Origin of the sequence: Stenotrophomonas sp. DDT-1 (genome assembly GCF_001580555.1) — a bacterium.
Taxonomy (GTDB): domain Bacteria; phylum Pseudomonadota; class Gammaproteobacteria; order Xanthomonadales; family Xanthomonadaceae; genus Stenotrophomonas; species Stenotrophomonas sepilia.
Genome location: NZ_LEKR01000020.1, coordinates 40572 through 53680, shown reverse-complemented (window position 1 = coordinate 53680; position 13109 = coordinate 40572). Strand labels below are relative to the sequence as shown.

The following is a 13109-nucleotide window of genomic DNA, read 5'->3' as shown; positions in this document are numbered from 1 at the left end:
GAAATTCCGAGATTCCGCCTCGCACTGGGCGTGCACTCAGCCGCCCACTGGGTGAGCGACCGGGTCAATGCCGACTCAAGGTTCAAGTCACTGCGAGACCACGGAGATTTGTAGGACCAAGCCAGGGGCTCATACAGAGATCTTGCGGCAAGCCGAGAACATTCGACTGGTTCGCGATGGAGGACGCGCAGCGTCGCAAGCGTGTCAAGTGCCTGCGAGGCCAACCCCTCAGCAGCTACCGGCGAACTAGCCGTTCTTGAGCGCTCTAGCGCGCACCACGCGCACGCAAGAAAGGGACCTATTGAACGAACGAAATTGTCCAGTTCTGGCCAGGGCGCGATGAGGGTCGGTTGGCTAACGACATAGGCCACACAGCCCTCAAATCGCGATACCAGTTGTCAGGATATCAACCTGCCCACAGACTGTCTATCTGACTTTCCGATATTGACCCTTAGGTGTTCTCTCCAGTTCAACGATATCTGAACATCCGATATCCTAGCCGTGCAGCGAATGAGCGGGGAGCGCCCCGGCGCACGACGCAGAACGTTACCGCATGTTGGGAGAGCCGAAATGATGCGCACCAGCGCTAGCCACCCGTTACTGATTGCAGAGTTGCCTGTTGGAGCCCATGGAGGCGGCATAGGGGTGACATTTGCGCCAGGCAAGTACCAGGAAGTCGCCATGACTGGAGCATGGGCGAGAGACCTAGATGTGGACGTCTCGGCTATTCAGGACTGGGGTGCCACTCACCTCGTCACCTTGCTTGAGCCTTGGGAGCTCAAGGACCTTCGAATCGAGAGCTTACCGGCGATAGTGGCGGGGAAGGGCATCTCTTGGCATGGACTGCCAATCACTGATGGAGCCGCACCAGACGACAGACTCCTCAAAGATTGGCTACAGCTAAGTGCTGAGCTCGTCGCTGACATGCTGAGCGGTCAAAGGATCGTGGTCCACTGCAAGGGGGGGTTGGGACGCGCGGGAACGGTCGCTGCCATGCTTTTGCTGCAGTCTGGCGAGGCCAAGCGGGCATCGGATGCCATCCACATGGTGCGGCATGCCAGGCCAGGCGCAATCGAAACGATTGCTCAAGAGGAGTTCCTAGAGTACTGGGCGCAGAGCCTTCACCCGGGCGGAGCTTGACCACTCAGGTGCGCAGTCAGGAACTCAAGGACGAGTTGCCTGTGGATCCAGAACTCGAGGGCTTCTTAGGTCTGGATCCAGAAATCGACGGCGTCTCCATAGTGGATCTTCGCGAGGGTTCAGGGCACATCAAAAATTCGCTGCCTCGAAAGCTAAGAACCTTGCTGTCGCACGAATCAGGGTCTTGTGCTGGGGCCGGACCAGCGCTATCGCTGACTAAGGCAGGGCAACCTCCAGGGACTGTACTGCGACGGCGCGATCAATAGACATCTGTCAGATGTATCGCCACCACTATCGATCTAATGAATGCTGACTCAGCCGATGCGTGCTGCCTTAGGAGTTACGATCTGACTGCACTCGTGGCCGAGGCGAAACGCCACGACGTACAGGACCGTGGCATCCATCGGCATACCTGAGCCCATCCGAATGACGACCTTACGCTGACCGTGCGACAGTGATACTCCCAGTTCCCGCAGGACCTCAATGCGCTGCTGCAGCCCGTCGTAGATGTCTAGCTTGTCGACTTCTGAATACAGGTCTTGGCAGTCGCGATACTCACGGTAGTAGTCGACCAGTGCAGCAAACTCGCTCGCCGCCTCGCGCGACAGCTCGAAAGCCGGTTCGGACAGATCCATGTCGCACGAAACGATCAGGCTGGCCAGCTCGCGCCCAGCAGCAAGCGGGGACACCGCCAGGGTGATGTAGTCGCGCTCAAACTGCGCTTGCGCCGCCTGCAGTTCCTCGTCTGTCGGCAGCGAGAAAGGCTTGTTGAGTGCATCGATGTCATTGAAATCGAAGGCGCGCGCCAGTGCGCGACGGGTGTCGAAACTGGCCGAGTCACCCTGCTCAACCCGCTGAACTGTTCGCACGTTCAGGCCCGAGATCTCGGCCAATTGTTCTTGCGACCAATGACGCAACTGGCGGAACTGGCGAATGCAGGCGCCAACCTCAGCAGCGGTAAGCAGGCGAGGCGGGGTCTTGGTGGTCATAGAAGATAACTCCGGAGGGGTAGGGAGCCCAGATTAGGAGGGTGCCGAACTTGGAAACATGACAGTCGCCCGACAGGCCCCCGACACAGATCAACTGCCAGGACTTGCCCCAACGAGAAATCCGGGGCAACTGCTTATGCGCCCGTGATGTTCTCCCCGTGCCCCCAGAGGGGGGCGAGGCCCAACTGCCTAGTCACTCACCACAGACCCCACCCTAGACGCGCAGGCGATCCGGGACAGCTCTATGGCGAGGGCTGATGGGGGGTCAATGGCTCCAACTCTGGCAAAACACCCCCAAATTGATGATGCAGTGCATTCATCCATGCCAGAACTGGTTCGCCTGGCCACAGGTGCGCCAGATTCAGAAGGGTTAGCATGGCAAGCGCATTGCTGTTCATGGCCACCCCCGCCAGAAGCGCGCCCGGGTAGCCATTTAACTGCCTTGCCAAGGGGTGAATCCCGGCATGGAGATAGGAGTTCAAGCCGACATAAAGGCATTGTCTGGCTCTGCCCAACAACTGTGATGCTCCTCGGGGCCCAGAGGACTCAAGCTTTACGAGCATGTCCTGAACGCCAGGGAGCCTCTTTGCCGCTTGCTGACTCTCCAGAGTCAGGGGCGCAAGAAGCTTCTCGATGTCGGTGTCGGTAGCTGCATAACATGCCCAGGTTGCACGCACGAGGGCCTCATACTGGGACCGGACCAGCGAGATTGCTGACTGGGGCAGAGTAGCGATCAGGGACTGTACTGCCACGGCGTGATCAAGGGACATCTGGCAAAGTGCCGCCACCGCCGTCGATCTTCGGTCACGTCCATGCTCTATCTCCATCCAAGCGGCTCGAATTTCACCCAAGAGCTCTAAGGAGCCCTCCAGCACAGACGCCCGATCCTGGTCAGCCGATTGAGGCACAAGTCATCCTAGAATCGTGATCTGCAGGCAAGAGTAACGGCTCGTCCATCGGGCAAAGCCCTCAGTTGGCCGGCTGGGCTGCAGCATCTGTTAGCCGGTAATCTCTGCATTGCATCATCCGTGCATCAGCAATTTCTGCGTTGCGTCAGTCGCAAGTCAAATTTTTCTGCAATGGACCGTCTTGCACTGAAATTTTATTCCTCAAAAGCTGAAATCTCTGCAATGGCACCCTAAGAATGTCTGCGATGAACAGCGTTCTGGTCCGCGCGCGATTGCTTCCTATATTGCAACCATACGCTCAGCCAGCCAACCGCCGGGATCCATGATCGCGCGAGCGGACGATCCCGGTCGCAAATGGCTGGCTGCCGTCACTCTCGTGGCTTTGAGCGATCAAGGGGAGCAGTCTGGCCCACGTGTCGAACAGAAGCCTTGGATCTTGGTGGATCAGAAGCGAAACCCGCAGCGCATCTTCCATCGCCTTGAGGTAGCCGCGGCGTATCTCAAGTGCGTTCTCGCAAGCATTGGGGCGACCAAGAATTTGTGTGATCGCGGAGGCCATAGCAGTCTGGACAGGAGGGGAGGGGAAGGCGATAGTCTGCAAACGTCTAGACGATCCCGCAATGAGCATCCTCAACGTTCTCCTCACTCGTGACCACCTCGTCGTCGCAGCGGATACCCTGGCAGAGGATGCTCTCACAGGGGCGTATTCCGCGGGGGCAAAGCTGCTGCTGATCCCTCAGCACAACGTAGTGCTTGCTGCGCGCGGGTCTACGCAATTCTTCCTCCGCATCTACGAGCTTGCACTGCAGGCCAGCTTCCGCGCAGATTTCACAATAGAACAGCTATCTGCCGAGCTAGGGCTGGTGGTGGACCAACTCTGGCCGAACTTTGAGAAAGCGGTTAGCGAAGCGGGATTGCCGATCGAGCAACTCGGGACCGAGTTGGTGCTTGGTGGATGGTCGTTGAAGAACGGCCGGATGATGGCCACGGCGTATGCGAAGAGTGACAGCCGGCGCCCTTGCGTTGTCCAGCCGATCGGGGGGCAGATGGCGTCGCCGGGCGAACCGCTCCAGGCCGCGACCCCTAGCATGGCCCAGGTGGATCTGCTGGCCCATGCGCGTCTCCAGGTCAGCTACCTCAATGGGCAATTGGGCCGGAAAGTAGCAGGAGGTCGACTGCTAGTTGGGTTTCTGCAGAAGGGGCAAGCCCTGCTCAAGGATCTAGGAGAGATCTAGGTCGCGGGAGTCAAATACGCTAGGGGCTGAAATCGAAGTTCAGGTCTGGCCCTAAGGCAGAAGGCCAAAGCAGACCAAGGTCGTCCGTGGATTTGGGATGTTTATCGAGGGCAGGGTGGATGTCCGCTTCTGGCCGGAAGCGGACATTGGGCGGCGACCGGCCCGGTGATGGCATCCGCCTTCGACCCAAAGCGGGCATCGTTCTCGACACACCTGAGTTGATCCGTACTCCAAAGCCTGTTTCCGCTACCCCTTGTAGTGCTCGACGTAGAGCCCCAAAGCTGCCAACGACGCATACACGGCGGACCCAGCGTTGGTCGCGTACAAGGCAAAGGGAACCGGAGGATCGCAGGGAACTGTTGCGATGAACCACGGAGCTGAGCTCGTCAAGCTCGTCCTAGGTGATGTGAGGAATCCTAGCTCCCTACGCATACCTAGCGCCTCGCGGACGTACGCCTTGTTCCAGCCGCCAGTCTTGCACGAGACCCCAAGAAGTAACTCCGTAAATGCGGGATAGCGACGGGTCTTAATCGGACGATATACACCGACGTCAATCTCGTGACGGTCAGCCGCTTTGACCACCGTCGTGCCTTTCCAGCTATGGCTTAGTGTGGTGACCTGCACTGAAATCCTAATCTCGAGCTTCTCAGTAGACGTAGATCCACTGATGTAATCGTGATCCGGATGGTTTGCTTTGCATGGAGATCCTCCAAACGTCAGGACGCCTGCCATCTTGGGGGTACACGTGAGCTTGTAGCCCGCACTATCGATGATTCGCAGAAGCCTAAGCAGCACCCGAAGTTCGTAAGCCTTTCCTTGCGCGTAGGGAGACCCGCTCGCCTTAGCACGCGAAATGGCTGCTTTCACAGCGTTGAGGATTGCTAACTTACTGATCGTCACAGTCGCGGTCCTCGTGGCGCGTGTTCCTCGCGAGGGTCGTCCGGTGGCAGATATCGAGCGATATAGGCCTCAAGATCTGCCTGCTCGTGATCCGTCAAACGCTGGGGTGATACAGTTGGTAGATGTGACCGGATTGAGCGAACTCGGCGACCTTCTGGTGTCTCAACAGTGTAATGAACGTCCTCCAGTCCGGTGAGACCTTCGACCAGCTTCCCGATCTCACCCAAGGTTTGCGAGAGGGCGTCTTGGGTCGTCACAGGTCTAAAATCGAGAACCGCCGCAAGTGCGGCTGCAGCTTGTGCATTCGTGTCGTCCTCGTAATCAGACATCGCCTGAACAATCGCGGAGCGAAGCGATCTAACAATTTGTGGATCAAGCTCAGACGCGAGGGCTAGCGCCTTCCCTATCTCCCTAATTACCTCTTCACCACCTTGATCTTCTGCCATTCACAACTCCACAGCTGTAGACATTAACGGGCCGCGCGGGATGAACCGCCCGGATTCTCTAAATTCAATTGCCGAAGGTTGCCGTTGGCAATGTTCCTTAAGAGTAAGGCACAGTGCGGTTTGGTTCCATAAGCGGATCGCGCTGGCTGTATCCCGAAGTGTGCGATGACGCCGAAGCTGGATAGTGTCGCTGAATTGGACCATCAGGCACTTAGGTCTGAGCCCTGATACAGATTGATGATATGACTCCAAGTCGCGTACGGGCTGCGAAGAGCACCGGCTACTTTGGTCCGCTTCTGACCGAAAGCGGACATTCGTTTAACCAAGGGTGAAGGAAACTTTTAGGGCCAGGATGGACTTCAACTCTCTCGTTCGCTCGCTTCTATCCGATGCGAAGATGCGCCGTAACAAGCCTCTGCGAGACTAGTGCGCGAGCCAGGTCGCTGACATTGCTCCATGGCCTATGACGTGCCCCGCACCCGCTGGTCAAATGGAACCGCCCTCGGCACCATGGGCACGACCATCTAAGGAGTTCTTCATGCTCTACCAAGATAAGTACGTCGCCTTCATCGACATGCTCGGGTTCTCCGCACTTGTCCAAGAGTCGGCAGCCGACATGAGCAAGCTTGATGAAATAGCAGAGGCCATCGACAGACTAAAGAACACAGCGTGCTGCAACCCAGCAACAGGACTTTTGTTCACTTACTTCAGCGACTGCATCGTCATATCAAGCAGCCGCTCTCCTGCTGGCCTTGCCGACATCCTGAGCTGCATCAGAATGTTGGCCGAGAACCTGCTAGTGGTTGATATATTGATACGTGGAGGGCTCACAGTTGGAAGCATTCATCATGATTCTCAGATGATCTTCGGACCGGCGATGCTGGACGCCTATCGCATGGAATGTAAGGAAGCACGCAATCCCATGGTGCTCGTGAGCGAAGAGGTGCGATCGGATGCTCGCGCTGCGGGGTTAAGCAACCTGTTGACGTGGGATGACGAAGAGCCAGACCGCCACTATGTCCACTATCTGATCTCGTACAGCGCTTATGACTCTAATCCAAGGGCGGGCGTCGTGATTCTCGATAGCCAGGCCGCTCTCATCCGGCATTTCATCGCCAAGAGGCTGCTAGGCGCTCCGGGTAAGATCCTGGATAAAGCCGAGTGGATGGAACGATATTGGAACGAGAAGGTGGCGACAGGTGGAATTCTCGGACGTGTTGACAGGGTCGCAGACCTTGTTAGGCCCAATGCGCGACCATTTCGCAGCAGACTCGCCGTTCTAGCACCGCAACCGGGCGCCACTAGTGTGGACTAGCGAATCAGGCAAGCAGCTGCCGATTCCTTGCAAAGATTCAATTCAATTGGCCATACGGAAGCACGTGCAATCCCTGATGGCAGTCGGGACCACCATCTCCCCATTGCCAGCCGCGTCTGAACCAGCGCCCGGAACGCTTCAGCGGAAGGGGCTGGTCCCTTCCGCTGGTGCCTCCCCTGGTTGCACCGGCTATGCGCGGCCACCACGTTCCCGGACACGTCTCTGCCCCCGTCCTGTTGGGCCACCAGGTGCTCGGCGGTGCATTGAAAGGCTCGGGCCTTACTGGCCTTCAGCCCGAGCTCTGAGGGTGCAGTGAGCCACATCGGCAGGCCGCAATAGAAGCAACGGCCCGATTGGGCGTAGAAGGCAGAAGTGCGAAGGGATCTGCGGCGTTTGGCGGTCATGGATGGCTCCGGAATCGAAGGATTCCCGTGCCCCCATTGGGTGGACCTCGGGCACCCGGAGCCTATTGGCTATGCGGGCACAACACCGGCGCTTTATAGCGACTGGCTAAGGCGTTATAGCTCAGCGCTTGAGCCGCTACAAGGCCCAGATGCCGACCAGAACGGGAGGGAGTCACCGACGCCCAGTTAAGGTCAAAGCTTGGTCAGGGGGCGAGCGACGCGCTTGAGCAGGTGGAGCGGGGCGTGGCGCGTCACCCAGGGAAGTCGCGGTGTTGTAGTCCTGCTCAACCCGCTGAACTGTTCGCACGTTCAGGCCCGAGATCTCGTCTAATTGTTCTTGCGACCAATGTCGCGACTGGCGGAACTGGGAAGTGCAGGCGACAAGCTCTGACCGATCAGGTGCGCAGTTGGGAACTCAAGGGCGAGCTGGATGTGGAGCCAGAAATCGAGGGCGTCTTAGGTGCGGATCCAGGAATCAAGGGCATCTTTGGGGGAGATCTGGAAATCGCGGGCGTCCTTGTGGGGAAATACGGGCGGACAGCTGTGGGATCTGGGGCGTTTCCGTTGTGGCAGTCACCTTGGCCGGGGACTGAGGACGCAGGCAAGAGCCGAGCCAGAGGCCCAGCCATTGCCACGCCGAGGACACGAACGCAGCCACAGCCCGATACAGCATTGCGCATAATGTATATTATGTTCAGATCATCTTGGCGTGGCTGGCACGTCTCTTGCCGTCTCCACGGCTCCTACTCTGGCATGGAGCCTGATCGTGCGTGATCGGAAACTGACCGGCCCATGGGCCGGTTTTTCGTTTAAGGCTGGTCGACTGGTCACCCCTGAAGGCCGCGAGCTGGAACCGCAGGATCTGGCCTGGCTGTCGCTCACCGCTGCGCAGGCACAGGAATGGCGGCGGCTGATGGAGGACTCTGCGCCACGAAAAGACCTGGTGCAACGTCGCCGGAAACCCTTGGCCTACAAGGGTTCTGAAATCGTGGATCTCCGGGAAGTCGTCCGCCGGCGGACAGAAAAACGGTCATCCATGGCGATGGCTGGCCCTGACGCCGAGCCACCTGCAGGTGTCCTGCCGGTACCGGGGCCGAAACGCCGCCAGCGCGTGTGAGGCGCTTCCGTAGGGGCGCTGCCCCTACACCCCGGCTAGAATGCGCGCAGGATGCCTTGGGGGGACGTATGGAACGCGAACGACCGGAGTACCTATCCGAACTTCCGAAGCCACGCTGGGAATTCCCGTGGATGGGCCTGTGGGCGGTACTACTGCTCGGAATGGCCGGTGCCGGGATCTGGCTGCACCTGAAGACCGGGGATGCCTGGAATGCGCGCTTCAACGCGCCGTCAGCGCCACCCGCGACGACGGCCCCGATCCCCGCGCCGAAGACGGAGCCAGACCCCGAATTGCAAGCGAAAATTGCCGCGATCCGGGTGCGCCGCGAACAGGCGGAACGCAGAGAGCAGCAACAGCGCAACGAAGTTCGCTGCATCGGCGGCGTTCTGTTCCGCCGAATACCTGGTGGCTGGGAGAACGTCCCCGGCGAAAGCTGCCCGTGAGTGCTCAGTCCTTCCGGCGCGCCTGCTGACGCACGAACGCCCGATCCATCCATCGGGCAACCCAGTAGTGCACGTCGAGATAGCGGCGCAGGTTCATGGCCGCAGTATAGGGGCCAGCAGCCCGATGCACGCAAGGTGCGCCACGTAATAGCCATAGAAGGCCCACCGACCACGCGGCACCGGCCACGCCACACGCGACAGACCCAACGCCACCGGAATGGCCGCCAGCGCCCACAGGTTGCCGTTAAACCAGCAGATCGCGCCGAATGCCGGCACCAGCGGCCAGACCTGGCGCCACTTGAAGCCGAACCACGCCAACAAGACGAACCCTACCCCGGCCCACTGGTAGTCCACGAACAGCGGAAGCACCGCCGCGGCGAATGCAAGGACAACCCATCTGCGCTGACATGCCGCGTAGACCGCCCCAGCGCAAAGGGCGAACGTGAGCAGGATGTTCAACGGCAACCAGTACCCGAACGCCAAGGCATGCACGGGCTGTGCGATCAGCCCCCACATGCCGAGCCTGCGGACCGACTTGACCGTGTCGGCGCCGGGCTGAGCGAGGTTGTAGGCCATCACCAGCGCGAACAGGGGGAACGCTACCCTGCCCGCCTCGCTGAGACCTGGCACATAGCCGCCGTAGATGACCTTGGCGACGTGGTCGCACGTCATGAGAACCACGGCCAACCACTTCAGCACTTCGCGAGCGCTACCGGTCATAGCTTGTTCGGCCCCGGTGCCGTGGTCATGTAGCTGTCGGTTGGGAACGGCGGCGACTCGGGAAAGCTGCCCATGGTCCGCTCAACGTGCTGAACCACACTACCCGTCAGCGCCACGGATTCCGCTGGGCGTGGCTGGCTTGCCGCGTCAAACCGCTGGTCCCGCCGATCCTCCGACCGCTCCCGATATGGGTTGTAGACAGGCCCATTGCGCGCCAACGTGCGGCACTCAGGCTGACTCAGCTCGTAGGCTGTCCCTTGCTCAGTGAGGCAACGACAGCTCGCCTCTTGACGAACGCCCTGCGCGTCCAGCCCCTCCAAGGACGACATGCACACCAACTGCGGATCCGATCGCGCCTGTCGATCATCGAATACCGGCGCGGTCCAGGGCATGGTGCTGATGCGCGGCAGATGGTCCTTTGCATAGGCAGCGGCTGAGGGCCAGCGCGGCCCATCTTCCTTGCGCGACCCGGTACCAGCGTGCGCAGGGGCCGCATCGGCTAACGCCGATTGCGTCCCCTTTGTGTCCGCCACACCCGTAACAGCGGAAGGGCGCAGCAACGTGTACGCCCAATAGGCGAGGCCAAGACCAACGAGGGCCATCAGCGGCAACGCCAGCACCTTGAGCGGAATGCGCGCCTTGATCGTATGCACCTCAGCCGACTTGTACTGCCCGAAGACCTGCGAGGGCAACAGCCGCGTAGTGCGTTGGGCCATATCGCGCTTGGCGAGCGACTTGATTTCCTCGTTGAGTTCCCCCCAGCGATAGACATCAAGCATCTTCGTGCCGAAACGCCGCACCACGTGCGAGTGCGCGCCAATCAGGCCGCGCACGAAAGGATACAGCTGGTTCGGCTGCTGCGTAGTCCAAACGAAGTCCAGGCCACGGTGCCGGTGCTCGGCCAGTTCCAGCACGTGCCTGGGCGTCTGTTGCCGCGTGGCGTCATGCAGGTGCCCGAACCACTTCCACGCCTCGTCCACGAAGATCAGCGAACCATTCGGGACGATGTAGTTGCCCTCGGCGTCCTTATCGTTCCAGTGCCGCGCATCATCGAGCACGGTGGCAAGGCCGGGATCAAGTCCATCAATGCCAATAGCGAAAATCGGGCGATTCGCCGCCTTCGCCTCCGCAACAAGACGTTCCATCATGAGCGCGGTTTTGCCGTTTCCAGGCTGCCCGGTGAACAGTTCGATAGGCATGTCAGGTCCGCTTCGTCAGGAACGTCTTCGCGGCGCCAACCGCAAACTTTGCCGTAACAGCGGAGGCGATCATCGTGCACGCCACATCGAACTTCATGATCCCCGCATAGGACACCACCAGCGCGCCCCACTCGCCGCCCGGCGCACCAGCACGCATTGCGTCTTCCATCTGGCTGATCCATGGATCCACAAGGAACTCATTCGTTGCCCACGAGATGCCGAGCCACACCATAGCTTCAGCAACCCATGGACCCCACTTCGAGCGGAACAGCGCAGCGAGCGCGGTCAGCAGCGTACTGATCAGCATTGGCATGATTAGGCATCCCTACTGGCGATGATTCGGAGACAGAACAACGCGGCGAGGCCAACAACGAAATAGCTACCGAGGCCGAGCCACCGGCAAAGCGGCGTAATGTCGAAAGCGATGGTTTGCCCCATGACCTCAATTGCTGGCGGTTGCGGGCATCCCCTGCCCCAGCCATAGCCGGAAGCATTAGGGCGCGTTGGTTGGCCGCTACTCGGAGACCATACGTCTGATGATGGGCGATCCGGGGCGGTCTTAACGGTACCGCCCGTGCCGGTGAGCGCATCACGAATAGCCTTAACATCAGGGTTATCGCCACCACCGGTTCCGGTGCTGCTCGCCATCTTTTCCAGCGCGCAGGTGGACCGCCATTGCATCAGCAGACCGGCATACTCCATCGCATCACATTTCTCACCCGTACACACTGGCATAACCGAACACGCGCCACCGGCGATGTTGCGGTTTTTTCGAGTGTTGCAGTCAATGCGCCACTGGATGCGCGCCTGGCCGCACATGATTGGAGACCCGCTACAGGCAGGCGGCGAAGCGCAATTGTCGCCACCGCTGAAAGATTCGTCGGTACCTGGGTCGGGACTACCGTCGCCATCACTATCTCGTTTGCATGTGCCGTCCGCGCCACGGACCTCCCCGCTCGCGCACTGCCCATCGCCCGGTAGGCACTTCCCGTCCGGCGACTTTACAGTTCCGGCTGGACATTCGTTTTCCTTCGACTTGCACGTGCCATCGGGCTGCTGCACCTTGCCCTCCGGGCATGGCTCAGGGCCGCACTTGCCAAGTGAATTGGGCTTGGCGCCATCGGGGCATTTGGGCTCTGGTGAATCGCAAGTCCAGGTAATCTGATTCAACGTGCCGCCGACCTTCGAGCAGTCGGGCTTCTTATCGCACGTGCCACCTATGCCAAAGTTGTTCTCGAACGTCCCATCAACATTCCATGAGTGATAGACGTTGCATCCATCCATGCAGCCAACAGAACCGCCTGGCCCCCTGAGCTGCGACCATATCGAAGTCGCCGAATTTGGCTGCCTCTGCTCGCACCTCTGGCCGTAGTAGAACGAGTTCTCATTCGTTCCATCCGCATTCCAGCAACGAACCGATCCGCCGTTCGCAGTCTCCCGGACGGCACAGGCAATGCGCCCGGTATAGTCGATGCAGTTCTCCGCGATCACCGGCTGAACATTCGGCGGATTCACCCTGCGATACCGCTCCATTGTGCGGTCGATTGCTGCTCGGCACATGCTGAAGGCTTTGCCCTGATCGCAAGACGCAGCGTTAGGACAATCGGCTGCCTGCACTGTAGCTGGCACCGCCAGACCCACGAAAACGAACGCCAGTATGAGCGGGAGCAGCATGCAGATCCCAATGGTGCTGCGTGCGCGCATCAGCTGAAGTCCACAAAGATAATCGCACAGGCCACCAGCCATGCGCCGAGCCAGATCCACCCTTCCATCCCAAGCCCCCTGCCCTGTCCAGGGCGTTGAAAGACCGGGGGGAGGGAGTCGGCCCTGCCCCCCGGTTGCCGTTACATCGCGCGGCGCACCCACTTGTAGACCTTGATGCCGACCAGCACGGTCAGCACGGCACCGCCGATGGCGGCGATGGGAGCGGCAGCGCCCTGAATCGCGGTCACCACGTTGCCCACGTCGACGCCACCACTGCCGCCCGAGGCGAATGCCGGTGCCGAAGCCAGTGCGGCAGTACCAGCAGCCGCCAGCGCGACACCCTTGCCCTTCAGGGCGTTGAAGATCTTGTGCATGTGTCCTCCTAGGACTGTTCGATTTTCTTGCGGATGAGCCGGAACACGTACGCCAAGGCCCACAAGAGCGCGATCTTTGCTCCGATGGCCTGAGCATCCTCAATCGGCAGTTCCGGCAGCAGCGCCGGTTGAGGAATCCAGATCACAGCCGTGCAGGTCCCCGTGGCCGTGTCCAGGTCGGCTTCGCGGCACGCAGGGATCAGCACGGCCATGGC

Annotated in this window: 15 protein-coding genes and 1 pseudogene; 5 read left to right on the top strand and 11 right to left on the bottom strand. The window is 59.9% G+C overall.

Annotated features, from left to right (window positions below):
• Positions 1-510: 510 nt before the first annotated feature.
• Positions 511-1140, top strand: a complete 630-nt coding sequence (locus AB839_RS11655) for a cyclin-dependent kinase inhibitor 3 family protein (protein ID WP_306341171.1) — start codon at positions 511-513, stop codon at positions 1138-1140.
• 314 nt (positions 1141-1454) lie between these two features.
• On the opposite strand, the gene AB839_RS11650 is transcribed toward AB839_RS11655, so the two are convergent.
• Both AB839_RS11650 and AB839_RS21195 read right to left on the bottom strand, forming a co-directional pair.
• Entirely contained in the window at positions 1455-2129 is a 675-nt protein-coding gene (locus tag AB839_RS11650) for a helix-turn-helix transcriptional regulator (RefSeq protein ID WP_005413401.1), read from the bottom strand.
• 1206 nt (positions 2130-3335) lie between these two features.
• Positions 3336-3596, bottom strand: coding sequence for a hypothetical protein (locus AB839_RS21195; protein ID WP_049401600.1), 261 nt, complete (start codon positions 3594-3596; stop codon positions 3336-3338).
• Between the two features lie 61 nt (positions 3597-3657).
• On the opposite strand from AB839_RS21195, the gene AB839_RS11640 reads away from it, so the two are divergent.
• Positions 3658-4272, top strand: coding sequence for a hypothetical protein (locus AB839_RS11640; protein WP_033835133.1), 615 nt, complete (start codon positions 3658-3660; stop codon positions 4270-4272).
• Positions 4273-5168: 896 nt separating this feature from the next.
• On the opposite strand, the gene AB839_RS21550 is transcribed toward AB839_RS11640, so the two are convergent.
• The gene (locus AB839_RS21550; protein WP_141653545.1) at positions 5169-5618 is read right to left on the bottom strand and encodes a hypothetical protein; all 450 of its coding nucleotides are present in this window, start codon (positions 5616-5618) and stop codon (positions 5169-5171) included.
• A gap of 538 nt (positions 5619-6156) precedes the next feature.
• Here AB839_RS21550 and AB839_RS11635 point away from each other — a divergent pair.
• On the top strand, positions 6157-6933 hold the full coding sequence (locus AB839_RS11635; RefSeq protein WP_032966761.1) for a hypothetical protein: 777 nt from the start codon (positions 6157-6159) through the stop codon (positions 6931-6933).
• Here the strand turns inward: AB839_RS11635 and AB839_RS22090 are convergent.
• Together AB839_RS22090 and AB839_RS22085 are read right to left on the bottom strand one after the other, a co-directional pair.
• Positions 6930-7256 carry an HNH endonuclease gene (locus tag AB839_RS22090; protein WP_323162603.1) on the bottom strand — a complete coding sequence of 109 codons (327 nt, stop codon included), beginning with the start codon at positions 7254-7256 and terminating at the stop codon, positions 6930-6932. The two genes, AB839_RS11635 and AB839_RS22090, sit on opposite strands and share 4 nt — an antisense overlap.
• A 253-nt stretch (positions 7257-7509) precedes the next feature.
• Positions 7510-7692: pseudogene (locus AB839_RS22085) on the bottom strand (hypothetical protein); the annotation flags it as partial.
• 411 nt (positions 7693-8103) lie between these two features.
• On the opposite strand from AB839_RS22085, the gene AB839_RS21185 reads away from it, so the two are divergent.
• Positions 8104-8454: a DUF3653 domain-containing protein gene (locus tag AB839_RS21185; protein ID WP_082783337.1), complete on the top strand. Its 351-nt coding sequence runs from the start codon at positions 8104-8106 to the stop codon at positions 8452-8454.
• A 68-nt stretch (positions 8455-8522) separates the two neighbouring features.
• Entirely contained in the window at positions 8523-8897 is a 375-nt protein-coding gene (locus AB839_RS11630) for a hypothetical protein (RefSeq protein WP_061479493.1), read from the top strand.
• A 93-nt stretch (positions 8898-8990) separates the two neighbouring features.
• Here the strand turns inward: AB839_RS11630 and AB839_RS11625 are convergent, their stop codons facing one another.
• The 6 genes from AB839_RS11625 to AB839_RS11605 form a co-directional block, all read right to left on the bottom strand.
• Positions 8991-9617: a TraX family protein gene (locus AB839_RS11625; RefSeq protein ID WP_061479492.1), complete on the bottom strand. Its 627-nt coding sequence runs from the start codon at positions 9615-9617 to the stop codon at positions 8991-8993.
• Positions 9614-10816, bottom strand: coding sequence for a zonular occludens toxin domain-containing protein (locus AB839_RS11620; protein ID WP_061479491.1), 1203 nt, complete (start codon positions 10814-10816; stop codon positions 9614-9616). Before AB839_RS11620 ends, AB839_RS11625 begins: the two co-directional genes overlap by 4 nt.
• A 1-nt stretch (position 10817) precedes the next feature.
• Positions 10818-11129 (bottom strand): DUF2523 family protein, encoded by a 312-nt coding sequence (locus AB839_RS11615; protein ID WP_049405310.1) that lies wholly within the window; start codon positions 11127-11129, stop codon positions 10818-10820.
• 2 nt (positions 11130-11131) lie between these two features.
• On the bottom strand, positions 11132-12520 hold the full coding sequence (locus AB839_RS21545; protein WP_206743597.1) for a virulence factor TspB C-terminal domain-related protein: 1389 nt from the start codon (positions 12518-12520) through the stop codon (positions 11132-11134).
• Positions 12521-12660: 140 nt separating this feature from the next.
• Positions 12661-12894 carry a major capsid protein gene (locus AB839_RS11610; protein ID WP_061479490.1) on the bottom strand — a complete coding sequence of 78 codons (234 nt, stop codon included), beginning with the start codon at positions 12892-12894 and terminating at the stop codon, positions 12661-12663.
• Positions 12895-12902: 8 nt separating this feature from the next.
• The gene (locus AB839_RS11605) at positions 12903-13106 is read right to left on the bottom strand and encodes a hypothetical protein (protein ID WP_049405305.1); all 204 of its coding nucleotides are present in this window, start codon (positions 13104-13106) and stop codon (positions 12903-12905) included.
• Positions 13107-13109: the final 3 nt, after the last annotated feature.

Bases quoted from the DNA above. Each gene is read 5' to 3' on its own strand.
- AB839_RS11655 (WP_306341171.1), top strand. From the start codon at position 511: ATGAGCGGGGAGCGCCCCGGCGCACGACGCAGAACGTTACCGCATGTT.
- AB839_RS11650 (WP_005413401.1), bottom strand. From the start codon at position 2,129: ATGACCACCAAGACCCCGCCTCGCCTGCTTACCGCTGCTGAGGTTGGC.
- AB839_RS21195 (WP_049401600.1), bottom strand. From the start codon at position 3,596: ATGGCCTCCGCGATCACACAAATTCTTGGTCGCCCCAATGCTTGCGAG.
- AB839_RS11640 (WP_033835133.1), top strand. From the start codon at position 3,658: ATGAGCATCCTCAACGTTCTCCTCACTCGTGACCACCTCGTCGTCGCA.
- AB839_RS21550 (WP_141653545.1), bottom strand. From the start codon at position 5,618: ATGGCAGAAGATCAAGGTGGTGAAGAGGTAATTAGGGAGATAGGGAAG.
- AB839_RS11635 (WP_032966761.1), top strand. From the start codon at position 6,157: ATGCTCTACCAAGATAAGTACGTCGCCTTCATCGACATGCTCGGGTTC.
- AB839_RS22090 (WP_323162603.1), bottom strand. From the start codon at position 7,256: ATGTGGCTCACTGCACCCTCAGAGCTCGGGCTGAAGGCCAGTAAGGCC.
- AB839_RS11630 (WP_061479493.1), top strand. From the start codon at position 8,523: ATGGAACGCGAACGACCGGAGTACCTATCCGAACTTCCGAAGCCACGC.
- AB839_RS11625 (WP_061479492.1), bottom strand. From the start codon at position 9,617: ATGACCGGTAGCGCTCGCGAAGTGCTGAAGTGGTTGGCCGTGGTTCTC.
- AB839_RS11620 (WP_061479491.1), bottom strand. From the start codon at position 10,816: ATGCCTATCGAACTGTTCACCGGGCAGCCTGGAAACGGCAAAACCGCG.
- AB839_RS11615 (WP_049405310.1), bottom strand. From the start codon at position 11,129: ATGCCAATGCTGATCAGTACGCTGCTGACCGCGCTCGCTGCGCTGTTC.
- AB839_RS21545 (WP_206743597.1), bottom strand. From the start codon at position 12,520: ATGCGCGCACGCAGCACCATTGGGATCTGCATGCTGCTCCCGCTCATA.
- AB839_RS11610 (WP_061479490.1), bottom strand. From the start codon at position 12,894: ATGCACAAGATCTTCAACGCCCTGAAGGGCAAGGGTGTCGCGCTGGCG.
- AB839_RS11605 (WP_049405305.1), bottom strand. From the start codon at position 13,106: ATGGCCGTGCTGATCCCTGCGTGCCGCGAAGCCGACCTGGACACGGCC.